22 protein-coding genes are annotated in these 24,473 nt (G+C 67.2%); 11 read left to right on the top strand and 11 right to left on the bottom strand.

What is annotated here, in order from left to right:
* Positions 1-135 precede the first annotated feature (135 nt).
* The 8 genes from C8J26_RS02975 (at position 136) to C8J26_RS02940 (ending at position 6,369) form a co-directional block, all read left to right on the top strand.
* Positions 136-810, top strand: a complete 675-nt coding sequence (locus C8J26_RS02975) for a motility protein A (protein ID WP_107956651.1) — start codon at positions 136-138, stop codon at positions 808-810.
* Positions 807-1,343, top strand: a complete 537-nt coding sequence (locus tag C8J26_RS02970) for a hypothetical protein (protein ID WP_107956650.1) — start codon at positions 807-809, stop codon at positions 1,341-1,343. Before C8J26_RS02975 ends, C8J26_RS02970 begins: the two co-directional genes overlap by 4 nt.
* Positions 1,340-1,834 (top strand): flagella basal body P-ring formation protein FlgA, encoded by a 495-nt coding sequence (locus C8J26_RS02965; RefSeq protein ID WP_056412395.1) that lies wholly within the window; start codon positions 1,340-1,342, stop codon positions 1,832-1,834. The genes C8J26_RS02970 and C8J26_RS02965 overlap by 4 nt, the downstream gene beginning before the upstream one ends.
* A gap of 85 nt (positions 1,835-1,919) precedes the next feature.
* Positions 1,920-2,234, top strand: a complete 315-nt coding sequence (flgM, locus tag C8J26_RS02960) for a flagellar biosynthesis anti-sigma factor FlgM (RefSeq protein WP_107956649.1) — start codon at positions 1,920-1,922, stop codon at positions 2,232-2,234.
* Entirely contained in the window at positions 2,221-2,538 is a 318-nt protein-coding gene (locus C8J26_RS02955; protein WP_056412401.1) for a hypothetical protein, read from the top strand. The genes flgM and C8J26_RS02955 overlap by 14 nt, the downstream gene beginning before the upstream one ends.
* A 175-nt stretch (positions 2,539-2,713) precedes the next feature.
* Entirely contained in the window at positions 2,714-3,559 is an 846-nt protein-coding gene (locus C8J26_RS02950) for a flagellar biosynthesis protein FlgJ (protein WP_107956648.1), read from the top strand.
* A gap of 3 nt (positions 3,560-3,562) precedes the next feature.
* Positions 3,563-5,623 (top strand): flagellar biosynthesis protein FlhA, encoded by a 2,061-nt coding sequence (gene flhA / locus C8J26_RS02945; protein WP_107956647.1) that lies wholly within the window; start codon positions 3,563-3,565, stop codon positions 5,621-5,623.
* Positions 5,620-6,369 carry a FliA/WhiG family RNA polymerase sigma factor gene (locus tag C8J26_RS02940; RefSeq protein WP_107956646.1) on the top strand — a complete coding sequence of 250 codons (750 nt, stop codon included), beginning with the start codon at positions 5,620-5,622 and terminating at the stop codon, positions 6,367-6,369. Before flhA ends, C8J26_RS02940 begins: the two co-directional genes overlap by 4 nt.
* A 27-nt stretch (positions 6,370-6,396) precedes the next feature.
* Here the strand turns inward: C8J26_RS02940 and C8J26_RS02935 are convergent, their stop codons facing one another.
* From C8J26_RS02935 to C8J26_RS02920, 4 genes are all read right to left on the bottom strand, one after another.
* Positions 6,397-7,383, bottom strand: coding sequence for an AraC family transcriptional regulator (locus C8J26_RS02935; RefSeq protein ID WP_130323079.1), 987 nt, complete (start codon positions 7,381-7,383; stop codon positions 6,397-6,399).
* A 356-nt stretch (positions 7,384-7,739) separates the two neighbouring features.
* Positions 7,740-8,303, bottom strand: coding sequence for a septal ring lytic transglycosylase RlpA family protein (locus C8J26_RS02930; RefSeq protein WP_107956644.1), 564 nt, complete (start codon positions 8,301-8,303; stop codon positions 7,740-7,742).
* Between the two features lie 49 nt (positions 8,304-8,352).
* Positions 8,353-9,027 (bottom strand): cell wall hydrolase, encoded by a 675-nt coding sequence (locus C8J26_RS02925; protein WP_107956643.1) that lies wholly within the window; start codon positions 9,025-9,027, stop codon positions 8,353-8,355.
* 132 nt (positions 9,028-9,159) lie between these two features.
* On the bottom strand, positions 9,160-9,591 hold the full coding sequence (locus tag C8J26_RS02920) for a hypothetical protein (RefSeq protein ID WP_146168763.1): 432 nt from the start codon (positions 9,589-9,591) through the stop codon (positions 9,160-9,162).
* A 330-nt stretch (positions 9,592-9,921) separates the two neighbouring features.
* Here C8J26_RS02920 and C8J26_RS02915 point away from each other — a divergent pair, with 330 nt between their 5' ends.
* The gene (locus C8J26_RS02915; protein ID WP_107956641.1) at positions 9,922-13,005 is read left to right on the top strand and encodes a TonB-dependent receptor domain-containing protein; all 3,084 of its coding nucleotides are present in this window, start codon (positions 9,922-9,924) and stop codon (positions 13,003-13,005) included.
* Between the two features lie 359 nt (positions 13,006-13,364).
* Here C8J26_RS02915 and C8J26_RS02910 read toward each other — a convergent pair whose 3' ends face one another.
* A complete protein-coding gene (locus tag C8J26_RS02910; protein ID WP_341871489.1) occupies positions 13,365-14,822 on the bottom strand; it encodes a hypothetical protein in 1,458 nt (485 codons plus the stop codon).
* 9 nt (positions 14,823-14,831) lie between these two features.
* On the opposite strand from C8J26_RS02910, the gene C8J26_RS02900 reads away from it, so the two are divergent.
* The gene (locus tag C8J26_RS02900; protein WP_107956639.1) at positions 14,832-16,124 is read left to right on the top strand and encodes an aspartyl/asparaginyl beta-hydroxylase domain-containing protein; all 1,293 of its coding nucleotides are present in this window, start codon (positions 14,832-14,834) and stop codon (positions 16,122-16,124) included.
* 95 nt (positions 16,125-16,219) lie between these two features.
* Here C8J26_RS02900 and C8J26_RS02895 read toward each other — a convergent pair whose 3' ends face one another.
* From C8J26_RS02895 to C8J26_RS20360, 3 genes are all read right to left on the bottom strand, one after another.
* Positions 16,220-16,561: a hypothetical protein gene (locus C8J26_RS02895; RefSeq protein ID WP_056412430.1), complete on the bottom strand. Its 342-nt coding sequence runs from the start codon at positions 16,559-16,561 to the stop codon at positions 16,220-16,222.
* 196 nt (positions 16,562-16,757) lie between these two features.
* Positions 16,758-17,936 carry an aspartyl/asparaginyl beta-hydroxylase domain-containing protein gene (locus C8J26_RS02890; RefSeq protein ID WP_244185130.1) on the bottom strand — a complete coding sequence of 393 codons (1,179 nt, stop codon included), beginning with the start codon at positions 17,934-17,936 and terminating at the stop codon, positions 16,758-16,760.
* Positions 17,927-18,085 (bottom strand): hypothetical protein, encoded by a 159-nt coding sequence (locus C8J26_RS20360; RefSeq protein WP_167398762.1) that lies wholly within the window; start codon positions 18,083-18,085, stop codon positions 17,927-17,929. The genes C8J26_RS02890 and C8J26_RS20360 overlap by 10 nt, the downstream gene beginning before the upstream one ends.
* Here C8J26_RS20360 and C8J26_RS02885 point away from each other — a divergent pair.
* A complete protein-coding gene (locus tag C8J26_RS02885) occupies positions 18,084-19,040 on the top strand; it encodes a bifunctional methionine sulfoxide reductase B/A protein (RefSeq protein ID WP_107956637.1) in 957 nt (318 codons plus the stop codon). The two genes, C8J26_RS20360 and C8J26_RS02885, sit on opposite strands and share 2 nt — an antisense overlap.
* A gap of 73 nt (positions 19,041-19,113) precedes the next feature.
* On the opposite strand, the gene C8J26_RS02880 is transcribed toward C8J26_RS02885, so the two are convergent.
* Genes C8J26_RS02880 through C8J26_RS02870 form a run of 3 tightly spaced genes read right to left on the bottom strand, consistent with a single transcriptional unit; the run spans position 19,114 to position 24,473 of the window.
* Positions 19,114-19,965 (bottom strand): MipA/OmpV family protein, encoded by an 852-nt coding sequence (locus tag C8J26_RS02880; protein WP_107956636.1) that lies wholly within the window; start codon positions 19,963-19,965, stop codon positions 19,114-19,116.
* Between the two features lie 43 nt (positions 19,966-20,008).
* Entirely contained in the window at positions 20,009-21,430 is a 1,422-nt protein-coding gene (locus C8J26_RS02875) for an efflux transporter outer membrane subunit (protein WP_107956635.1), read from the bottom strand.
* Complete coding sequence (locus tag C8J26_RS02870; protein ID WP_107956634.1) at positions 21,423-24,473, bottom strand: efflux RND transporter permease subunit; 3,051 nt, start codon at positions 24,471-24,473, stop codon at positions 21,423-21,425. Before C8J26_RS02870 ends, C8J26_RS02875 begins: the two co-directional genes overlap by 8 nt.

The raw sequence follows: 24,473 nt of genomic DNA, 5'->3' as shown, positions 1-24,473 counted from the left end.
GGAGGATGCGCTTCGTTACTGCGACCTTCCCAATTGGGCCCCGGCCTTCGCCGGGGTGGTGCTGATAAGACAGGCTAGTGCCTTCAGCGGCTGGCGCCGCACGATCTGGCCCATCCCTTGCATCACCCCACGCACATGATCACGCTCGCCCAACTGCTCGACCCCGCAGCGCTCGCCATCGTCGGCGGCGGTACCGCGCTCGCCATCGTCCTGCGCACCCCGTTTCGCGATCTCGGCCACGCGCTCGCCGCGGTGACCACACTCGGCCGCGGCCGGTTCGACGCGGACCCGCTGCTCCAGCAGATCACCGCGCTGGCGCGCATCGCCAAGCGGCACGGCGTGATGGCGCTCGATCGCTCGGTCATCGCCGATGCCGACGTCGCCGCGGGAATCGCGGCGATCGTCGATGGCGCCTCGGCAACCGATGTCGCGACGCTCGTCCAGCACCGGCGTCGCGCGCGGATCGAGCGCCACGTCGCCGCCGCCGACGTGTGGGCGGGGGCGGCCGAGGTCGCGCCGGCGATGGGCATGGTCGGCACGCTCGTGGGTCTCGCGCAGATGTTCGCGACGATGAGCGATCCCGGCGCGATCGGCGGCGCGATGGCGGTGGCGTTGCTCGCCACGCTGTACGGCGCGCTGTTCGCGAACCTGCTCTTCATGCCGATCGCCAACCGCCTGCGCGCGCAAGGCCGCAATGAGGCGTTCGAACGCGCGCGGATCGAAGCCCCGCTCGTGGCACTCGCCGAACGTGAGACGCCGCGCGGCTATGTCGCCCCTACGCTGGCCCCGACCCTGGCAACGGTCGCATGACCGCCAGCGACTATCCCGACACGCCGACCGGCAAGCCGCTCTGGCTGATCACGCTTGCCGACCTCGCCTTGCTGCTGGTCGGCTTCCTCGTGCTGCTCCAGGCGAGCCAGCATATCGGCGGCAAGGATCTCGCCAAGGGTATCCGCCAGGGCTTTGGCGCGAACGATGCCGAGCCTGCGCCGATGCCCGTCGCCGCCGCCGGGATCCTGGATTTCGCGCCCGGCTCGGCGATCCTGCCGACCACGCCCGGTGCGCTGGTCGCCTGGGCGCGCGAGGCCGCGCGCGATCCGCGCGTGATGCTGACCGTCACCGGATCAACCGACGGAACCCCCGTCGATATCGACCGCGCCACCGGCAGCGCAGCGATCCTGGCCGCGGACCGCGCGCGCACCGTCGCCGCTGCGCTCGCCGCGGTCGCGCCGTCGCGCGTCGTGATCGTCACCGCCACCAAACCCGGCCGCCGTGCCGCGATCGTCTCCGTCGCCTTTGTCGGCGAACCCCAAAAGGGCCAGATCCAGAGGATCCCGCAATGATCATCCCGTTCCTGCTCATCGCCGCCAGCTTCCAGGATACCGCCGCGCTCGACCGTTCGGTCGCCGCCTTTACCGGTCGCCCGACGGGTGCCGAAGGCGGTGCGCGGACGCCGGTCGACGCGCGGTTGCGGCTCGCGACGTGTTCGACGGTGTCGCTGTCGTGGCGCACCGAACAGCATGACGCGGTCGTCGTTTCGTGCGCGGGGCCGGCGTGGCGGATCTTCGTGCCCGTGATCCGGCCGGCCAACGCCCCCGCGGCGATCGCACCCGCGTTCGCCCCCGTCGCCAAGGTGGCGCCGGTCATCAAGCGCGGCGATCCGATCGTGATCGAGGCGGGAACCGAGGGCTTTTCGATCAGCCGCGAGGGCGTCGCGATGGGCGACGCCGCGCCCGGCGGCCGGTTCATGGTCAAGGTCGACGACACGCGGACACCTGTCCAGGCGATCGCCGTGGAGGCGGGTCGCGCGACCCTGCCCGGCTGGTCCAACTAAAATCTGCCAAACAGATTAATTTTGCTAAAGCTTTTCGCGATGCGGCCGTTTCTCCTGATGTCAGCGCAAACCAGAGGATGCGGACATGGTGGACTCAATCGGTGCGAAGCCGTCAGTAGCAGGAGATCGCTCCGTCGCGCGTATCGCCGCCGCGACGCCGACGACGGCCGTGCAGACGCCCGTACAGCCGCAAGCGGCGCCCGCGTCGAGCCAGCCTTCGGTCCTGTCGGACTCGCTGGCGCTGGCAAAGACGATGGCATCGGCGCCGCCGGTGAACGAATCGCGCGTCGCCGAGATCAAGAAGGCGATCGCCAGCAACACCTTTCCGATCCTTCCCGCGACCATCGCCGACCGGCTGATGGCGCTCAAGCTCTCGTGGAAATCCAATGAAACGGCGTGATGCCCTGATCCGCGTGATCGACGCGCTCCATGCCGAGATCGCCGCGCTGAAATCGAACGACGTCGCCAGCCTCGAGCGCGCGACCGCCGACAAGCTCGCCGGGATCGAACAGGTCGCGTTGCTGGGCACCGGCCCCGCAGGTCCCGACATCCGCGAGCTCGCGGACGAGGCGAACCGGCTCAACGAGACGTGCCGGATCTATACCAACCTGATGGCGGCAAATGTTCGCCGCCGCCTGCAAACGCTGACCGGCGACGGTGCCGTTGCCGGTTATCGCCCTGGGCTGCGCGCGGCCTACGCCTGAGGCACGTGCGTGCACCCTTGAGCCTCCGTCATCCTGACGAAAGTCAGGATCCAGAGTAACCGGGGATGACCTTCGTGGCTCTGGATCCTGACTTTCGTCAGGATGACGGATTGAGCAGAGAAACTGGCACGCCCCTTGCTGAGTACCCCCTGAATCAGGGGCACCGCACACGGGCATGACCGTCAATTCTATCACTACCGGCCGGATCCAGTCCGCGATCGCGCTTGCGAGCAGCAAGACGGGCGTGGATTTCGACTATCTGCTGGGCCAGGCGAAGCTCGAAAGCGGGCTCAACGCAAACGCCAAGGCGGGCACGTCGAGCGCGTCGGGCCTCTATCAGTTCATCGAGCAGAGCTGGCTCTCGGTCGTCAAGAAGCACGGCACGGAGCACGGGCTGGGCTGGGCCGCGAACAGCATCGGCACCTCCTCCAGCGGCCGGCTGTCAGTCGGTGACGCCGGCACCAAGGCGGCGATCCTCGCGCTGCGCAACGATCCGGGCGCTGCCTCGCTGATGGCGGCCGAATATGCGTCGGACAACAAGGCGTCGCTCGAAGGCTCGCTGAACCGTCCGGCGTCGGGCACCGACCTCTACATGGCGCACTTCATGGGCCTGGGCGGCGCGACCAAGTTCCTCAAGACGATGCAGGCCAACCCGCAGGCGAGCGGCGCCGCGCTGTTCCCCGCCGCCGCGCGCGCCAACCACAACGTCTTCTACGACTCGAACAACCAGCCGCGCACGCTGTCGGCGATCTACGACCGGTTTGCCGACAAGCTCGGCGCCGCGGCGGCGGGCGCGAGTGCGACTGCAACGCCCACCAACTACGCGTCGCAGGCGCTCGACATGGACGGCACCACGGTCGTCACCGGCAGCAACGAAAGCGCCGACGACGCGCTCGCCTGGGCCACCACCGCAATGAACAAGTTCACCGGCAAGACGACGCAGGCCGCCGCCAGCATCCTGCGGCCGACGCCCGACACCGCGCGCCTCGCCTATATGATGCTCGCACGGTTGGGCGGCTAAGCGATGAACCGCCTGCTCTCCAACGCGCGCGCGTCCGTCCTGCCGCTCGCGATCCTGATGCTCGTGCTCGTCATGGTCGTGCCGATCCCGGCGTTCATGCTCGACATCTTCTTTGTCGCGAATATCGCGATCAGCCTCGCCGTGCTGATGGTCGCGCTTAACGCGCAGAAGCCGCTCGACTTCTCCGCCTTCCCGACCGTGCTGCTGTTCGCCACACTGTTCCGCCTCGGCCTCAACGTCGCGTCGACGCGCATCGTGCTGGTCCACGGCCATGAGGGCGAAAGCGCGGCGGGGCACGTCATCGAGGCGTTCGGCACGTTCCTGATCGGTGGCGATTACGTCGTCGGCATCTTCGTCTTCGCGATCCTGATGATCATCAACATGATCGTCGTCACCAAGGGCGCAGGCCGCGTCTCCGAGGTCAGCGCACGCTTCACGCTCGATGCGCTGCCGGGCAAGCAGATGGCGATCGACGCTGATCTCAACGCGGGGCTCATTACCCCCGACGAGGCCAAGGCGCGCCGCGTCGAAGTCTCGACCGAAGCCGATTTCTACGGCTCGATGGACGGCTCGTCGAAGTTCGTGAAGGGCGACGCGGTCGCCGCGATGCTGATCCTTGCCGCCAACATCATCGGCGGGCTGATCCTCGGGCCCGTAAGCCACGGCATGTCGATCGCCGACGCCGCGCACAATTACATCCTGCTCGCGATCGGTGACGCGCTAGTCGCGCAGCTGCCGTCGCTGATGCTGTCGATTGCCGCCGCCTCGATCGTCACGCGCGTCACCTCGGACAAAGATCTCGCCGGGCAGATCGGCGGCCAGTTCGGCAGCCCCCGCACCTGGACGCCCGTCGCGGTCATCCTCGCGCTGCTCGGCATCCTGCCCGGCATGCCGCACATGGTGATCCTGCCCGCTGCCGGAATCGCCGGGTTCGCCGCGTGGAAGCTACGCCAGATCGAGCGCCGCCCTGCCCCGGTCGTGATCGTGCCCGTCGAGACGATCGACCAGTCGAAGATCGGCTGGGAGGAAGTCACCGACGGCATGCAGGTCAATCTCGACATCGGCTACGGCCTGGTGCCGCTCGCCGACGAGCGTCGCGGCTCGCCGCTGATGGGCCGGATCACCGGCGTCCGCCGGCAATTGTCGAAGGAACTGGGCTTCGTCGTGCCGCAGGTCCGAGTCCGCGACGACATCAACCTCGCGCCCTATGTCTACCGCATCCTCGTCAACGGCGTCGTCGTCGGCGAGGACACGGTGTCGCCCGACGAGATGCTCGCGCTTAACACCGGCCAGGCATATGGCGACCTGTTCGGCAAGAAGGTGAAGGATCCGACCTTCGGGCTCGACGCGACCTGGGTCGATGCGAGCGACGCGGATGCCGCGACGGGTGCCGGCTATCTCGTGGTCGACCCCGGCACCGTGATGGCGACGCATCTGAACCACCTACTCGGCCAGAACGCCGCCGACCTGCTCGGCCAGGACGAGGTGCAGGCGCTGCTCGACGGCCTGAAGGAACGCGCCGCACAGCTGGTGGCAGCACTCGCACCGCTGCCGATCACGACGCTGACGCAGGTGCTCAAGGGCCTGCTCGCGGAGAATGTGCCGCTCAAGGAATTCCGCCGCATCGCCGGCGCCATCGCGGTGGCCGCGCAGCGCACGCAGGACGCCGAGGAGCTTATCGAGACGATCCGTCCCGAGCTCGGCGCGCTCATCATCCAGAAACTGTGCGGCGTGCGCGAACCGCTGCGCGTCATGACGTTGGAGGGTCAATTGGAAGGTCTGCTCGGCCAGGCGATGCGCGCCGATCAATCGCGCCGCCACGTCATCGAACCCGATCTCGGCCGCCGCATCGTCGAGGCGCTGCAACGCGCCGCAGGGCCGCTGATCGCCGAGGCGAAACCGTTCGCGCTGGTCGTCCAGCCGTCGATCCGGATCGCGATCCGCAAGCTGGTCAAGACCTGCCTGCCCGACACGCCGGTCCTGTCGTTCTTCGAAGTGCCCGAAGAAAAGGCGGTCGAGGTCGTCGCGGTCATCGGCGCCTCCCAGCAGGCGCTCGCCGCGTGAGCGCGCTTCCGATGCGCGACGCCTTCGCGGACGCCCAACCCCTGACCTATCGCCCGCATCAACGCCCCGGCGGCGACGCGAACCAGCTGGTGAAGCAGCACCTTCCGCTTGTCCGCCGGATCGCGTGGCATGTGCATGGCAGCATGAGCAGCAGCGTTGAGGTCGAGGACCTGATCCAGGTCGGGCTGGTCGCCTTGGTCGAGGCCGCCGCGAACTTCGACGAGCGCGGCATGCCGTTCAAGACCTATCTGATCACGCGCCTGCGCGGCAGCATGATCGACGAACTCCGCCGTCAGGCAACGTCGACGCGCGGCGCGATGCGTCGCCGCCGCCAATATGCCGAGGCGATCTCGACGCTCACCGCCCGCACGGGGAAAGCCCCGGGAGAAGACATGATCGCGCAGCATATCGGCGTCACGATCGAGAAACTGCGGACCGATTATGTCACCGCCGACTCGATCCGCTTCGACTCGATCGACGAGATGTACGCTGACGACCTGCCCTGGTTCGCCGACGACACCCCGGACGCGTTCGAGCAACTCGCCGACAGCGACATGCGCGACGCGCTGATCGCCGCGATCACCGCGCTGCCCGAACGCGAAGCGCAGGTGATCCAGCTCTATTACGTCGAGGAACTCAACCTCGAAGAGATCGGGGAGGTCTTCGGCGTCGGCTCGGCCCGCGTCTGCCAGATCAAGGCGTCCGCGCACGCGAAGCTCAAAAAGGCGCTGGCGCGCGCGGTGTGACTGCGGCGCCGGCGATGTCTGGCTGGATCAGATCTCGGGTTGGATCCGCATGTCGTCGTCGCGGTGGGGCTGCACAACGCGCGTGCGCGGGACGCCGTCGTGGAGAGTCGCAGTGGGCGCCCCCAGCACCATCAGCCGCGCGCGAAGGCTCGCACGCAGGAAGATCGTCTCCGCCGCGAGGAATCGCCGCGGCGTCGTACCGAGGAACGTCCCGGCATCGCGCAGGAAATGCGACGCGTCGAAATAGCTGCTGTCGATCTTCGAATAATCGCCGAGCCCCTCGTCGCGGATCAAGCCGATGAACGATCGCAGGAACCGCGCGCGGCGCAGCAGCATCTTGGGCGGCATGCCGAAATACCGGGTCGCCACGCGCCGCAGGTCGTGCGTCGGCACCCCCAGGCGGTCGGCGACGTCCTTCATCTCGATCACGCCATCGGTGATCGTCAGCGCGGTGAAGGCCCGGATCAGTGGCTCGCGCGGATGCGGGGTCGCGAACAGCGGTGCGAGCATGTCGTCGAGCAACGGCTTGATCGACGCCGGATCGTCGAGGACGTCGAGCCCCTCGCGCAGCCGCTCGGCAAAGTCCGCACCAAGGATCGTGCTCAGCGGCACGACGCGATTGTAGAAATCGCCGGCATGGCGCTGCGTCATGCGCGCCCAGCCCAGCGCGCTGATCCCGATCCCCACCGCGATCCCGCCATGCGTCACCGTTCGGAACGCACGGCTGGTCGGCCCGTAGAGGCTGACCGCATCGAGCGGCCCGAACCGATGATTGCCGAGCGATACGGTGATCGGGCCGGCATCGAGCACGATCGATATCATCGGCGGCGACGGCAGATACCAGTTGACCATCGCGGCACGGTCTTCTGCCGCATAGATTGCATAGCCGGTAATGCATTCGGCGAGCGTTCGGTCGGGGGCTTCGTAGCGGACGTGAAGCCCGGCCGGCATTTCGATCACTGACGCGGCGGCACCGCGTGACTGCGTTGCACCGCCAAATTGTTCTGCCTTCATTCTCCAGACCTTAACATAGGGTATAGTGCCTTATAATGCACGGTTCGCACGGGGCCCCGCGACTGCCAATATGGCATGCGGGTCAGGCCCCTGCCGGCAAGGCTTGGTTAGGATAGGGCTATCGCTGATAGCCGGCCTTATCGCCATGGGATTGCAATCGTCATCATCTTGAGCCCCCTCGTTCGGCTTATGCCGCAGATGCGAAAGATTAGCTACGCTATCGTTGCGTCGCGTATATTTCCACGGCCCCAGTAGCCAACCGCTTGACTTTACATAGCAAGATTTTGCGGCATCGTCGCAAGACCAGCTGTTTGAGCGGCACGCGCCCGCATGTTGCCTAGTGTGGCGGAGGGGTATCAGAAGCCCGCGGCGGCAAGCTGCCGTCGCAGGTTTAGCCGTTCGCGTTCGGAAATCGGCGGGAGGGCATGCGCGGGCTTGCCCTTGCGCAGCCGCGCGCGGTCGGACTCCGCCGGTTCGACGCGGCGCACGCGCACCGCGACAGAACCGGTGGCGGCGACGCCGAGCCCTGCCGCGGCCGCTCGCGACAGGTCGATGATCCGCGCACGTCCCGAAAAAGGGCCGCGATCGTTGATCCGTACGAGGATACGCTGTCCGGTATCGAGCGCGGTGACCTCGACATAGGTCGGCAGAGGCAGTGTGGTATGTGCGGCGGTCATCCAGTCCGGGCGGAAGCGTTCGCCGCTGGCGGTGCGGTTCCCCGATTCCGATCCGTACCAGTTGGCATAGCCAAGCACGTCATAGCCCGGGTCGGCGAACGGCACATAGGTCGTGCCCTTGACGCGATACGCGGCGCCCAGTGCAACGGGCGCGTCGCTCACCGGCCGGAACGCGCCACCGGCGCATCCCGTCAGCGCGACTGCCAGTCCTGCGACCAGGAGAGCGGGTCTTGAAACCATCATGTCGGATCCTGTCGGCACGCTGGCTGACGTGAAGCGCGCGGCATACGCGTCATCGCCGTTGATAGAAGATATGCGAATCCACCGTCGCGACCTTGACGAGCGAGGCGCGCCAATAGGGCACCATCCAGTCGGTGTGATAATGGGTGGCGCGGCCCACCGGCACATAGACATAGCCGGCGAGCGCGCGACGCGCGGCGCGTCTGGCCTGCTCCCACCCCTCATGTTCGGGCCTGCGCGTCACGGAGCCGTCGCATGAAAACGAGAACTGGCACCCGGTCTTGCGCGTCGCGCCCTGATACACGACGCCGCACACGGTCTTGGGAAATCCCGCCGCACCGACGCGGTTGAGAACGACCTGGATCACCGCGCGCTGCCCGTCGCGATCCTCGCCGGCTTCGTAGAGCGCCACCGTCGCGAGGCATTCGGTCGCCTGTTCGCGCGCCGCGGGGCCGCCCTTGAACCGGAACCGCGCCGCCGCCCGGCGTTTCGCGGTCACGACCGGCACCCGTGCGTTGGACGCGCGCGCCTCTGCCATCGTCAGGCGCTGCGGGCGTCGCGGATCGAGCGTCGCGGCAGGCCATGGCAGGTCGGTCAGCGACCCGAAGATCGCCGCGACCACGACCGCGACACCGAGCAGCAGCAGCCAATGTTCCGACGACGGACGCCGCGGCGCTCCCCGGCCCCGTACGCGCGATACCGAGGATTGAGCGCGTCGCTTCGTCATGCCGCCCCCGTATCGGGGAAAAGGGGCATTGGGGAAGAGCGTTCGGACGGGGCGGCTGGCCTCGACGCGCGCGTCATTGGGATCGTTGCCGCGTTCTCTGCAAGGCGAAGCGCATCGCCGCCAGCTTCGCGGTCAGCGTTGGCGCTTAACGAGGATGGGGCGTTCGCCGCTGATCGTCGCCTTGAAGCCGCCAAAGCCCGACTGCTTGACAATGATGGCGGTGCCGGGACGCGGTTGGACCTTGAGCGGCTCGATCGTTTCCCAGACGGTGTTGTTCGCCAGTTGCAGCGAGAACCGCGCATAGCTCGACGGCTTCGCGCTCGTGATGGTCGTCCGGACCTCGGTGACCTTGGTCAGCCGGTCCGCCTCGCCGCCGTCCAGGGGACTCTGCGCGGCGTCCGCAAGTCCGAACCGCTGCCGCCTGTGCTCGATCACCTTGCCGCGATCGAGCGCCAGCAGGCTGCCTGATTTACGCGCACTCGCGATTTGCGTCGCAGCGGCATCGAAGCAGGCCAGCCTGGCGGCATCCGCGACAATGCCCTGACAATTCGCGAGCGTGTCCAACGTCTTGGACGAATCTGCCCCCGATTGGCCGTTCGCCGCCCCGCCAAAGACGAGCCCCGTCCCCAAAAGCACGGGCACGGAGAACCGGATGAGCTTCAAAAGACGCATGTGACAACCCCTGTAGCCGCGCGCCGGGCGTTTGTGTCCCCCCGGTGTCCTCAGCGATATTATGTTGCGGTAATGTCACGCTAGCGACGCAAACGAAACAGCGAAAGGGCCGAATCGATTATATGCGTTGCAGAGCGCCACGATCGGTCGATAATTCTCGGCATGACCGGAAATTCTCCGGTGTTGATGCACGGTCAAACGCCGGCACATTAAGGGGCCAATATGAAATCTGCTGCGCGCACTCACCTGCTTGCGACCACGCTGCTCATGGGAGCGGCATCGCTCGCCACACCGGCGTTCGCGCAGGTCCAGGGTGACAATTCGGGCATTCGCGCCGGCGGCGCGACTGCGACTCCAGCCACCACCCCGGGCGCCAACGCGCAGGGCGAAGTCGGCATGACGACGTCGGAAGCTGCACCGACCACCGAGAACAGCCAGGGCGACATCGTCGTCACCGGCTCGCTGATCAAGAACCCGGCGCTGATCGCTTCGTCGCCGGTCCAGGTCATCGGTCAGGAGGAAATCCAGCTCCGCCAGTCGAACACCGCAGAAGACATCCTGCGCACGCTGCCCGGCGCAGTGCCGAGCATCGGTTCGGCCGTGAACAACGGCAATGGCGGCGCGTCCTATGTCGATCTTCGCGGCCTTGGCTCGTTCCGTAACGTCGTCCTGATCGACGGCAACCGCATCGCACCCTCGGGTCTGCTCGGCCGCGTCGATCTCAACAACATCCCACTCGCGTTGGTCGAGCGCGTCGACGCGCTGACCGGCGGTGCAGCGACGACCTATGGCGCCGACGCCGTCTCCGGCGTTGTCAACTTCGTCACGCGTTCGGACTTTTCAGGCGTCGATGCCTCAGTCTCCAACCAGATCACCGAGCGTGGCGATGGCAACTATGTCCGTGCGGACATCACCATCGGCGCGAACTTCGATGACGGCCGCGGCAACGCGGTGTTCTCGATCGGTTACCAGCAGTCCGACCCGGTTTATCAGGGCGAGCGCGACTATGCGGTCAACAACGTCGATTCGTTCAGCGGCCTGACCAGCGGTTCGAGCACCGCAACCCCGTCGCGCTTCTCGCTGGGCGGTACGCGTCAGATCAATCCGACCACCGGCGCGCTCGTCGCACCGTATGCGCCGTTCAACTTCAACCCGTACAACATCTTCCAAACGCCATTTGAGCGCTTCAACATGTACGGCGCGGGTCATTACGACGTGTCGGATACCGTCGAGGTCTATACGCGCGGCCTGTTCTCGAAGAACACCGTCCAGACGATTATCGCGCCATCGGGCGTGTTCAACTCGTCGGTCGTCATTCCGTTGTCGAACCCGTATCTCCCAGCGGCTGCCCGCGCGCAGTTCTGCGCGGCAACCGATACCAACCCAACGCTGACCGGCGTCCAGCCGATCACCGTGGCGCAGTGCAACGCTGCCGCAACGGCCGTGAACCCGACCGACCCGAACTTCCGTACGATCACGACCAATCTGGCGCGTCGCACGACCGAAGTCGGTCCGCGTATCTCGAACTACCAGACCACGATCTTCGACTACCGTGCAGGCATGAAGGTCGGCATCACCGACGGAATCAAGCTGGACGTGTCGGGTGGTTACGGCGAGTCGGAGAACACCCAGACGTTGCAGGGCTATGTCCTGACGTCGCGGGTTCGCTCGGCGGTGTATGCGACCAACACCACTACCTGCCTCGGCGGTGCGCCCAACGGTGCGTCGCTGACCGCAGGGTCGGGTTGCATTCCGCTCAACGTGTTCGGTCCCGACGGCTCGATCTCCGCCGACCAAATCCCGTACATTACCGGCGAAAGCACGACCACGATCCGGACGTCGCTTGCCCAGGCACGCGCCGTGCTGAACGGCGATTTCGGGTTCGCATCGCCCTTCGCGACGGATTCGGTCGGCTTCGCTGCCGGCAGCGAGTATCGCAAATATCGCGCATCGCAGCGTTCGGACACGCTGGCGCAGACTGCAGGCGAGCTCGGCGGCGCAGGCGGTGCTGCTCCCAACATCGACGGTGGCTTCGAAGTCATCGAAGGTTTTGGCGAGTTGATCGCACCGCTGGTCCAGGATCGTCCGTTCTTCCAGAGCCTGACGCTCGAAGCCGGTCTTCGCTATTCGCACTACAAGGTGTTCGCGCCGACCTCGCCAAGCTTCAACACCACCACCTACAAGGCTGGCGGCAGCTGGGAGCCCGCAACCGGCCTGAAGGTTCGCGGCATGTACCAGCGCGCCGTGCGCGCACCGAACATCAGCGAGCTGTTCTCGCCGCTGTCGACGGGGCTCACCAACCTGGGCACCGATCCGTGCGCCGGAAGCGCGCCGGTGACGAACGCAAACCTTGCCGCGGTCTGCCGCGCACAGGGTGCGCCTGCCAGCAGCATCGGCAGCATCATCGCCGATCCTGCCGGCCAGCCTGCCGCAACCAGCGGCGGTAACCTGGCGCTGCGTCCTGAAAAGTCGGACAGCTACACGCTGGGTCTGGTCCTCCAGCCGCAGCAGCTCCTGTCGGGCTTCTCGGTCACGGTCGATTACTACAACATCAAGGTAAAGGGGGCGATCACGACGCCGACGCCGGGCGATGCGATCGCGGCATGCTTCGGCAACATCACGGCAGCCAGCGCAACCAGCGCGGCATGCACCTCGATCGGCCGCGATCCAGCAACCGGGAACCTGTTCGGCGATCCGTCGACGACCAGCGGGTTGCTCCTGTCGCTGTCGAACCTGGGCACGCTCAAGACCGACGGCATCGATCTCGGCGTCAACTACCGTACCGATCTGAACTTTGCGAAACTGGCGCTTAGCTTCACGGGTAACTGGACCAACTCTTCGAAGTTCCAGGCTACCCCGACGTCGCTCAACCGCGACTGCGTCGGCTATTACTCGGTGAACTGCCCGTCGATCCAGCCGGAGTTCTCGTGGAATACCCGCGCGACCCTGACGTTCGCGGACAATATCGACGTGTCGGTTCTCTGGCGGCATATCGACGGCGTGAAACAGGAGCCGGACGACGTCACGAGCGAAAATGGCAATGGTCCGGCGTTCGCTGGGACGTTCAACGGTAACACCGTGAACTTCGGGCGGATCAAGGCGCGCGATTACTTCGACTTCACGACGCGCATCGGTGTTGCCGAGAACTTCGATCTGACGTTTACCGTTCAGAACCTGCTCGACAAGGACCCGCCGATCGTGGGTTCGACCGTCGGTTCGACCTCGTACAACAGCGGCAACACCTATCCGTCGACCTACGACGCGCTGGGCCGTCGCTTCGCGGTTGGTGCGCGGTTGCACTTCTAGGATCTTTCCTGATCCATTTGGGGGGCGGCTCTTCGGAGTCGCCCTTTTTTTTGGCATCGGTCAGGCTCTCAGATCGGTTTTGTGCGGACGATCTCGGCGCGCCGGTGCAATGTCCGATACGCCCCGCAGACGCTACGAAGCAGCGCATGGCGCAGACAAGCCGCGCCCGATCGACCGCGGCACGAAACGGCCGCGTCGCGCATACGGTAATGCGAATTTCGTAGGATACGGTGTTGGTCGGTTATTTGTCAGGCAGCGCTGCGCTGTACGACTGGAGATGTCGCGAACGCAGTCTCGTCATACCCCCTAGCGGACCTCGATGCCTAAAACGTACCGACCCGGCGACCAGCGTCGGCCGATCAGCCCAGCAGTGGCGCCGGCGGATCCATCGCGACGCCCGCATTGCGCGCGACAGCGTGTGCCCAGGCCAGCACCTTGTCTAGCTCTTCGGCGTGAAGGACCGCGCCGTCGCTGCGGTCGCGATCGCGATCTGCTGCCTGATATGCGGTGCCGTCCTTGGCGTTGCGGCCGAACGCTTTGCTCTGCGCGAGCGCGTCGATCGTCGCGGCGTCCGCCGACAGTCCGAACAGGGCGCAGATCGCCGCAAGCGCTTGTCGCGGTGCCGCGAGCAGCGTCTCGCTTTGCAGCGACCGGACCCGCCCGGGAAACCGCGTTGCCAGCCCGGCAAACAGATCCGCCTGGACGATCCAGCCTACCGCCGCCACCTGAAGATCGGTCAGACGCAAATAGTCGTCCGGTGCAAAACCCAGGTCAACGATCCCGTCGGCGAGCTGCTTGGCGAGCAACTCGCGCACCCACAGCCGCCCCCACATGCCTTTACGCGCGATCGACGTTAGATAGACAGGCAACGGGGCGTAGAGGAGGATCGCCCGCGCATTGGGACGCATCGACAGCATGGCGGGCGCCAGTGCATTGACGACGTTGGACGGTTTTATCACCACCGCCTCCCCCGGCACATACGCGCGCGCCAGCAGCGTCAGCGCGCTGTCCAGCACGTCGCCGATGTACGCAGGATCGCCACCGCGGTGCCGCCATCCGACCAGATCGTTGAGGATGACGGGCTCTTTCAGCGTCGAGGCCACCCCGACATGGTCGAGCGCTTGCGCAAGCAACGTCGAGCAACAATAGGCCGAGTGAAAGACGAAATGCACCGGATCGCGCCGCTGGACGGCATCACGCGCCATCTTGCGCGAAACGATCACCGGTTGCGTTGCGGACGGCAGATGCTCGTCGGTCAGGAAGGTCGCCGCGGCACGCGCCGCGCGGTCCGCGTCGATCAGGTGGACCGCGTCGTGATCGGGATCATAGCGATGCGCCAACCACCGGGGATCGGCGGTTTTCGCCGCGTCTGTTGCTGCGGCCCGGTCGACGGGCTGGGGAAAACGCGGCGGAATGCTCATCGCGTGGGGATCGCATATTGGTGGGAGTATCGCCATGCGAAAGACTGTCGCAAAATCGGCCAGTTTACGATTGTACGCGGCCGCGAATCGATCATGATACGGGTTCGAATCAGGCGTTAAGGTGAGACATTGATGGGACATTTCGTCATCGGTTTGGCGCTTTTGGTCATGGCCGGCGCGCAGGCGCCGCAACAATCCGCCCCCACGCCGCAGGGCGGCGCCACGCCTGCCGCCGAACGCAAGATCTGCAAGCGGTCCGCACCCTCCGGCTCGCTGATCGAAACGCGGCGCGAGTGCCATACGCGGCAGGAATGGGATCAGATCGCGCAGAATGCGCGCGCCACGGGGCAGGACATGGTGAGCCGCGCCTCCGCCGGCACGCAGCCGTAACCGCACGCGCAGTCGATGACGAACAGCACCGCAGAGCGGTCCGTGGACATGCTGCTGCGCGACGCCGATCGGGCGCAACGCGCCGGGGACCGAGCGAGCGCGACCGCGGCGTTCGAGGCGATCCTGTCGCGCAAGCCCGATCATCCCGTAGCGTTGAACGCGGTTGGGATGGCGGCGCTGGGGCGCGACGACCGGCGTGCCGCGACCTATTTCACGCGCGCGGCCGCCGCCGATCCGACCGCCGCGCCGCTGTGGATGAACCTGGCGAGCGCGCATCGTGGCCTTGGCGATGCCGATGCGGAACGCGCCGCGCTGGAGCGAGCACTGGCGCTGGACCAGCGCAACCTGATGGCGAACGTCCGGATCGCGGAGCTGTTCGAGCGGACCGCGGACATGTCGGCCGCCGCATTTCGCTGGGGTGGCGTCGCAACGGTCATCCAGGCGATGCCCGACCGCCCGCCCGCGCTCGACCAGTTGCTGGCGCGCGCGACGGACCGGATCGCGGTGCTGAGCCAAGCGCTGTCCGACGATGTCGATACGGCGATGCAGCCGCTGCGCACCGCCGCGGCGGCGGGGCAGCAAGCTCGGTTCGATGCGTGTATCGATGCCATGCTGGGTCGCCGGAGGATCTATGCCCCCGCGCCGCACGGGCTGCACTTTCCATTCCTGCCCGCCGACGAATTCTTCGCGCGCGACCATTTCGACTGGCTCGCACAACTCGAAGCCGCGACGCCTGCGATCCTGGCGGAACTGCAAACGCTGCTGGCGGACACTGCGCCGGACTTCACCCCCTATGTCACGATGATGCCGGGGACGCCGCCCAATTTGTGGAGTGCGCTCGATCACTCGGCGGATTGGAGCGTCCAGTATCTCTGGCGCTACGGCGTGCGCAACGACCAGCTATGTGCCCGGTGCCCGCAAACCGCGGCGGTCCTCGATAGCCTGCCGCTCGCCGATATCCCCGGACGGGCCCCGACCGCGTTCTTCTCGATCCTGAAACCGGGGACGCACCTGCCGCCGCATACCGGGGTCAGCAACATCCGGTCGATCGTCCATCTGCCGTTGATCGTCCCCGATCGTTGCGCGTTCCGCGTCGGCGGTGAGACGCGCGAATGGCGCGTGGGCGAGGCCTTCGTGTTCGACGACACGATCGAGCATGAGGCGTGGAACAACAGCGACTCGATCCGCGCCGTCCTGATCATCGACGTGTGGAACCCGTATCTCAGTGAGGTCGAACGAACGATGCTGCGCCATCTGTTCGGCGCCCTCGGGACGCGGCTGGGGGACAACGGGCAGATTGTCGACTGATCAGGTCGGTACGGCGTCAGCGCTCGTGACGCTGGCCCGACCGGGCGAAAGCCAAGGGTTATTCCCGCTAAACCTTAGCCAAGGTCGGTCGAGGCTCAGTCGACCATGCGCTTGGCTTGAACGTTGGCCCAAATCGCTTTGTGCTCGGCCTTGGCGTACATGTACCGAGCGCGGTCTGGCGACGCCCGTGCCATCTCGTCCCGCAGTTCGGGGAACATGGCGTAGACTTGCCGTGCGCGTTCCTCGCGCTGTCTGCGCATCGTCGGCGTGATGCCGTCGCTTGCCGCCGCAAAGCCCAAAGCCTGAGGGGAAATCCCTTGATAGGCAGCGAACTGGGAAGACGTAGATCCCGGGGCGATGTAGGGGCCGGATACGATGAATTGCGCAGACGATGCGCTCCCGCAGGCAAGCAGTCCGAGAATCATGATGCGTTTCATGGCCGTTCTCCTCAATCCACCAACCGACGGGCCAAGGATAGGTTTCCGGGCGCCAGCAGATTGGCAAGATGTGTTTTTTCAGACGTGGCACAAAACCATCAATCGGCCCGAGCCACAACGCGCAATTGATGACAACAGCTCTGACGACGATCGTTCAAGCGCCGACCAAGGACTATATCCGATCGATCCACCCGCTTCAGCCGGTATCGACGGCGGCCCCCTGATACGTGTCGATCGCCTCGAAGATGTCGGTCAGCGCGGCGCGTTCGTCGGGCGTCAGTTCGGGGCGCCAAATCTCGAACAGCAGGACGACCCGGGTTTCCCGACCGCGATTCCACGCCTCATGCTCGAACGAGTCGTCGAAGATCAGCATTTCGCCTGTCTTCCAGTGGCGGGTCTCCGCGCCAACGCGCAGCCCGCAGCCGTCGGGCGCGATCAGCGGGAGGTGACAGATGAGGCGCGTGTTGAGCATGCCGTGATGCGGGCGGATATGCGTGCCGGGCTTGAGCCGCGAGAAGATCGCCATCGGCGAACGCCCGGCGATGACCGGGATCGGCGCGGACGCCAGAGCCGCCATGGTCTGCGGACATAGCGACGCATTGGGTTCGACCGGCGCACCGCCCTGCCACAACTGGAACGCGCTCCAGCTCGGATCGTCGAGCAACGGGTTCGCGGGCGCCGGACGATCGGGCATGGACTGGACATAGGGCGCAAATCCGTCGTCGGTCGCGAGCACCCGGTCGAGTTCCGCGCATATCGCGGTGGTCGCAGCCTCCATCGACGCGACCCAGGCGAACTCGTCGCGCTCGAAAAAGGCGCGCTGCGCGAGCCCGGGGAAATAGAACATCGACGGCTGTTGCAGATAAAGCTCGGTCCGCCCCGCCATCAGATCAAGCGCCTGCTGCGTTCGCGCGCTGTGCTTGCCCGTCGCAACACGCGTCCCGACCAGGATCTGGTCGAGATGCTCGGTGAAGCGCCTTGCAACCTCCGCCAGAAACGTCTCGCCGGCGCGGAGCATCGGAACGAGCATGGGCGGGACGGTCGCCCCCGGTTGCGCTGCGACATTAAGCGCGGTGCGGTAGAAGGATTGCGCGGCGCGATCGTCACCACGCCGGACCTTGAGCGCCGCCATTGTCAGCAGCGCGGCGAGATGACGCGGCTCGACCGCGAGGAACTTCACGAGCGCGGCATCCGCCTCCTCGTCGCGTCCGAGCGCCTGGGCGGCCTGGGCGATCAGGAACCACGGCGCGGGGATACCGGACGCGCCGTCCTGCAACAGCAGCAGCTTGTCATATGCCGTCGCCGCATTGCCGTTGCGCAGCGCGGCCATACCCTCGCGGGCGAGCAGTTCGGCTTGGGATCTGGTCAGGGGCATGGCGTCTCACACTGCGTATCGGCGGCACCGTAGCGGTTCGGCCGGACAGGGACCATCGCGATCCGCGGCGGCGAGGCGACCGCGCTCATCGGCCGCACCTCGACAGCATCCCGTGGGCTCACCACATGGCGATCGAGGAGTGCCTTCATGCCCACCTATTCGAAGACCCAAGACGCCATCGCCGCGCTGACCCCCGAACAATATCGGGTGACGCAGGAGAATGCGACCGAACGCCCTGGCACCGGTGCGCTGCTCCATACCAAAGAGCCGGGGATCTATGTCGACATCGTCTCGGGCGAGCCGCTGTTCGCGAGTACCGACAAATATGAATCGGGCTGTGGCTGGCCCAGCTTTACGCGGCCGATCGCGCCGGACACCGTCACGTCGAAGCGCGACTGGTCGATGTTGATTCCGCGTACCGAAATTCGCTCGGCGCAGGGCGACAGCCATCTGGGGCATGTCTTCAAGGATGGTCCGCGCAGCCGCGGCGGGCTGCGTTATTGCATCAATTCGGCGGCGTTGCGCTTCGTGCCGCGCGCCGAGATGGCCGCGCAAGGCTATGGCGCCTATCTCGACCAGGTCGAGGACGCGCCGAGCCGGACCGAGCGCGCGGTCCTGGCCGGCGGGTGCTTCTGGGGGATGCAGGACCTGATCCGCGCGCTGCCCGGAATCGTGTCGACACGCGTCGGCTATTCGGGCGGCGAGGTCGCCAACGCGACGTACCGCCATCACGGCAACCATGCCGAGGCGATCGAGATCGTCTTCGATTCCACGCGGACCGATTTCCGGACGCTGCTCGAATTCTTCTTCCAGATCCATGATCCGACCACGGTCAACCGCCAGGGCAATGATCGCGGCGCCAGCTATCGGTCCGCGATCTTCTACACCGACGCCGAGCAAAAGGCGGTGGCGCAGGACACGATCGCCGATGTCGAGGCGTCGGGGTTGTGGCCGGGCAAGGTCGTCACCGAACTCTCCCCGGTCGGCGATTTCTGGGAGGCCGAGCCCGAGCATCAGGATTATCTCGAGCGCAAGCCGAACGGCTATACCTGCCATTTCGTCCGCCCGAACTGGAAACTGCCGCGCCGCGCCGAAGCGGCGTGAGCGCGGATCGGGGGCGGTTCGGGCCACCCCGCCCCGCCCCGCTGCCGCCGTGGCGGGACATGCGCCGACGTCGTCAGAAGGTATAGGCGAGCCCGAGCGTGCCCAGCCATTGGTCGCGCGCGCCGGCGATGGCGACGAGCGGACTGCGCGCGATATCGCCCTCGATGCGCCCATAGGTGCCACCGCCGACGATCTTGATGCCGTGCAGCAGGTCGCCGGTCAGCGAATAGCTGGCGATCGCGCCGAGCGTCCAGTTCTTGAGGCCACCGTGCGCGGCATATACCGGCAGTCCGCTGGCTGCGCTCTGCGCCGCCGACACGCTGTAATAGGTCCGCGCATAGCCGCGCTCGACGATGTCGGCGGACGCGAACACGCCGATCGCGGCCTTGCGCGACAGCGGCGTGACATAGGTGATGCCCGGGCTCCAGATCCCGCTGTCATGAACACCGCTGACGTCATGGCGATAGCCGAGCGTGACCGACAGCGTGTCGTACGCGCTGGTCAGGACGCCGGTCTTGCCAAGGCCGACATAGCCGCCGAGCTCGACCGCCATGCCGCGCTTGCCGAGCGCGCGGACGCGCAGATCGTCGATGCTGCCCGTCGAACTCCGCGTGAAATTGAGCTGCGCGATCGGTCCGGCCTGGACATCCCAGACCGGCCCCGGCGTGTTCTTGACGAGATCGACGCTCAGCTGGTTGCCGGCCAGCACGAAGCCATAGCCCTTGATCGTCCCGATCGCCGCCGGGGCGGGCGTGATCCGATAGTCGTTCGAGCCCTCGTAATCGGGCAATGCGGCGACGCCGACGCCGACCGTCACGGTATTGCGGTACGGATCGGCGGGGCCGTCCTGCGCGCGGACGGGGATCGCGCTAAAGGCGGTCAAGGTGCTGCCGAGCAGGAGGGCCCGGGTACGGATAGGGAGCATCGATTAGGTCCTTCTTTGAAAAAATGAGGCGCGCAGCGCGCGGCTAGCCGCCGAGCGCACGCTGGAGCTGGATGTGCGCGAGCAGCGCGGCGACGCGCTGGCGCACCGCGGCGCGCTCCGCCGACAGTGCGGCCCGGCGTGCGTCGAGCACCGGCAACGCGCCGATATCGCCGCGCGCATAGCGGGCCTGCACCATCGCGACCGTCTGCTGCCGCGCCTGCAGGTCGCGGCTCGACAGGCTGGTCCGCTCGGCCGCGGCGCGCGTCGCGGACAGCGCATCGTCGACTTCGCGCCACGCGGTGATGACGGTCTGGCGATAGGCGAGCGCGGCGGAGCGCTCCTCCGAGCGGCGCAGATCGAGTTGCCGCTGCAACCGCCCGCCCGAGAAGATCGGCAGCGACAGGCCCGGGCCGATGCTCGTGCTGCGCGCATCCCAGCCGAAATCGGCAAGGTTCAGCACGTCGATGTTGAACAGCCCGGTCAGGCTGATCTTCGGATAGAAATCGGCGGTGGCGACGCCGATCTGCGCGGTCGCCGCATGCAGCCGCGCCTCGGCCTCGACGATGTCGGGGCGGGTTCGCGCCACCTCGGAGGGTATGCGCACCGCGCTGGCCGGGAGGGGGCCCGGCGGCGGCAGCGTGCTGCGATCGAACGGGGCGGTGTCGGGCGTCTCGCCGACCAGCACCGCCAGCGCGCGCGTCGCGCTTGCCGCCTGCTGGTCGAGGTCGACGGCATCGCCGCGCAAGCTTCGCACCGTTTCCTCGGTTGCGGCAAGATCGATCGGCGTGGCGAGCCCGCGGGCCAGCAGCGCGCGCGCGATCGCGGCGTTTTGTTCGGCGATCGTGGCGCCCGTCTGCGCGATGCGGCGCTCGTCCCACAGGCCGCGCAACTGGAAATAGGTGCGCGCCACCTCGGCCTCGACGGACAACCGCACACCGCGCGCGGCGGCGTCGCTCGCGTCGACCGAGGCCGCGGCCGCCTCCGCCTGGCGACGATGGCCACCCCACAGATCGAGCTCCCAGCTTGCGCCGATGCCGACGCTGTAAAGATCGAAGTCGACGCCCTTTGGCGGCGTGGTCGTCGGGGTGACGCCGAGCAGCGTCTGCGTGACCGACGCGATGCCCGCCGTCCCAACGCGCTCGCGGCTGTAGCCGGCCTGACCCTCGACCTGCGGCGCACCCGCGGCCCGTGCCTGCCCGCGCTCGATCCGCGCGGCGGTGAGCCGCTCGATCGCCGCAGCGATGTCGGGATTCGCCGATGCCGCGCGTGCCTCAAGCGAGTCGAGCACCGGATCGCCGAAGCTGCGCCACCAGCGTGTGTCGCTCGGTGGCTGGGCGGCGGCCGCGGCCCGCCAGACCGGCGGCAGGATCGCGGCCGGCCGCGTGAAGTTGGGCCCGACCGTGCAGCCGGCCAGCGCGGCGGCGAGCATCAGCGGCACTACCCGCGAAAACTTCGGATCATGCATGTCGGTCGTCCTGATGGGTGCGGCGGGCGGGGCGATCGAAGGCGAGCACGTAGAGTGCGGGCAAAGCGAACAGCGTGAGGATCGTCGCGCCGATCAGGCCACCGATCATCACGATCGCCATCGGCCCCCAGAAGATGTTGAAACACAGCGGAATGAACGCCAGCACCGCCGCCAGCGCCGTCAGCACGACCGGGCGCGAGCGGCCGATCGTGGCGGCTCGAATCGCCGCGTGCAGGTCCATCCCCTCGGCCTGGTTGTGCTGCACCTGATCGACCAGGATGATCGAATTGCGCATGATCATGCCGGCGAGCGCGATCAGCCCGAGCAACGCGACGAACCCGAACGGCGCGCCGGTCACGACCAGCGCCACCACCGCGCCGATCACGCCGAGGGGGGCGGTGGCCAGCACCAGCAGCGTGCGGCCGATGCTCTGCAACTGGATCATCAGCAGCAGGAGCATCAGCCCGAGCGTGATCGGCAGCAGCCGGTAGATCGCGTCATTGGCCTTGCCGGCAAGCTCGCCATCGCCGCCGTCCTCGATCCGGTAGCCGGCGGGCAGCGCCTTCGCGATCGCCGCGACGCGCGACTCCGCCGCCGCGACCACGTCCGCGGCCTGGACGTCGCCGGTCATGTCCGCCTGCACGGTGATGCAGAGCGCACCGTCGCGCGTCCAGACGATCGGCTGTTCGGTGGTCACGCCGATCCGCGCGACCTGGCCGAGCGGCACCGGACCATGCGGCGTCGTCACCACCATGTCCGCGAGCCGCCCGGGATCGCTGCGATCCGCCGCCGTGCCGCGCACGACGATGCCGATCCGCTTGGTACCGCGCAGCACGTCGCCCGCGGGCTGGCCCGACAGCATCGTCGCGACATTCCCCGCCAGCGTCGCGCGATCGAGCCCGAGCCGCGCTGCGCGCTCGTCGTCGGGATCGAGCCGCATCGCGACCGAGGGCGTCCCCCAGTCCGCCTGGACCGCGGTCGTTCCCGGCGTTGCCCGCAACACCGCCTCGATCCGCGCGGACACCGTCCGCAACACCGCCGGATCGGGGCCGATGACGCGATATTGCACGGGGAAGCCCGCACTCGGCCCGAGCGACAGGCGACGGATGTGGAGCTTCGCCTCGGGCGACGCATGGTTCGCGAGCAGCCGCGTGATGACGCGTTCGCGCGCGCCGAGATCGCGTGCGACCAGCACCATCGTCGCGGTCGCGGGATCGGGCAGCGTCGGGCCGTAGGGCAGGTAGAAGCGCGGCGCGCCCTGGCCGATATAGCTGTCGAGCTGCGCGACATCGCGGTCCTTGGCCACGCTTGCTTCGAGCCGTTTCACCGCGGCGGAGGTCGCGGACAGCGAGGCGCCCGGCCTCAGGCTGACGTCGACGATGATCTCGGGACGGTCGGAAATCGGAAAGAATTGCTGCCGGACCAGCATCGCGCCCGCGAGACTCACGACCAGCAGCGCCGCGGTCACGGCCACCACCGTCTTGCGCCGCGCCATGCACGCATCGACCACATTGCGCAGCCGGCGATAGACCGGCGTGTCGTACATCGTCGCGGCATCGTGCCGTGCGCGCGCCTCGGGCAGCAGCCGCACGCCCAGATACGGCGTGAACACCACCGCGACGACCCAGCTCACCAGCAGCGCCGAGCCGGTCACCCAGAAGATGCCGCCGGCATATTCGCTGGTGGTCGACTGGGCGAAACCGACCGGCAGGAAGCCGACGATCGTCAGCAGCGTGCCCGTCAGCATCGGGAACGCGGTGTGCGTCCAGGCATAGGCGGCGGCATCGGCCCGCGTCGCGCCGCGCTCGCGCTGCACGACCATCGCCTCGACGCTGATGATCGCATCGTCGACGAGCAGGCCGAGCGACAGGATCAACGCGCCGAGCGAGATACGCTCGAGCCCGATCCCGGTCGCGCCCATGAACAGCGCGACGATCGCCAGCGTCAGCGGCACCGACAGGGCGACGACGACGCCGGTCCGCCACCCGAGCGTCACGAACGCGACGAGCAGCACCACCGACAAGGCGCAGAAGAACTTGATGAGGAACGCGTCGACCGCCTCGCGGATATTCTGGCTCTGGTCCTCGACCTGGGTCATCGTGACCCCGGCGGGCAACGTCCGGCCGAACGCGGTGGCGACCTGCGACAATTGCTTGCCGAATCCGAGGCCGTCCGCCCCCGGCGTCATCGCGATCGCCAGCACCACGGCAGGCTTGGCGGCATGGCGGACCAGCCCGTCCGGCGGATCGGCATAGCCGTTGCTGACCGTGCCGAGGTCACCGACCTTCGCGGTGCCCTCGGCGGTCGATACCGCGGTATTCTCGACCGCATCGATGCCGTCGACGGCGCGGCCGATGCGAACGGGGACGCGCATAGACCGCTCGACCACGCCTGCCGGCGCGACGCTGCTCCGTCTGGCGAGTGCCTGCACGACGGTGTCGGGCGACAGCCCCATCGCGGCGAGCCTGCGTGAGTCGAGATCGACGAACAGCCGGCGCGGCACTTCGCCGGTGATCTGCACCTTGCCCGCGCCGGGGACGCGCAGCATCGCGTCGCGCGCCTGCTCGGCCAGCGCCACGAGCCGCGCATTGTCCGCGCCGGTCAGCGTGAAGACATAGCCGTACACGTCCGCATAATCGTCGTCGGCAGCGACCGACGCGCCCGCGGGCAAAGCAGGCTCGATATCCTTCAGCTGCTTACGCACCCGTTGCCAGATCAGCGGGACGCGGTCCTTCGGCGCGCCATCCGTCAGCGACACGCGGATCGCGCAGCGGCCGTCGCCGCAATAGGTCTGGAGGAAATCGAGGTTTTCGGTCGCCCGCAGCCGGCGTTCGATCGGATCGGCGACCTGCGCGCGCATCTGCGCAGGGCTCGCACCCGGCCAGGACGCGGCGACGATCATCTCCTTCAGCGTGAAGGTGGGATCTTCATCGCGCCCGAGCGTGAAGAACTGCGCGGCGCCCGCGGCGAACAGCAGCGCGATCAGGAACCCGACGAGCGCGGGGTGACGGATCGCCCAGCGCGACACATTGAAGCGGTCCAT

The sequence above is a fragment of the Sphingomonas aurantiaca genome, from assembly GCF_003050705.1.
Classification (GTDB): Bacteria; Pseudomonadota; Alphaproteobacteria; order Sphingomonadales; family Sphingomonadaceae; genus Sphingomonas; species Sphingomonas aurantiaca.
This window is presented reverse-complemented; position numbering and strand designations above follow the sequence as displayed.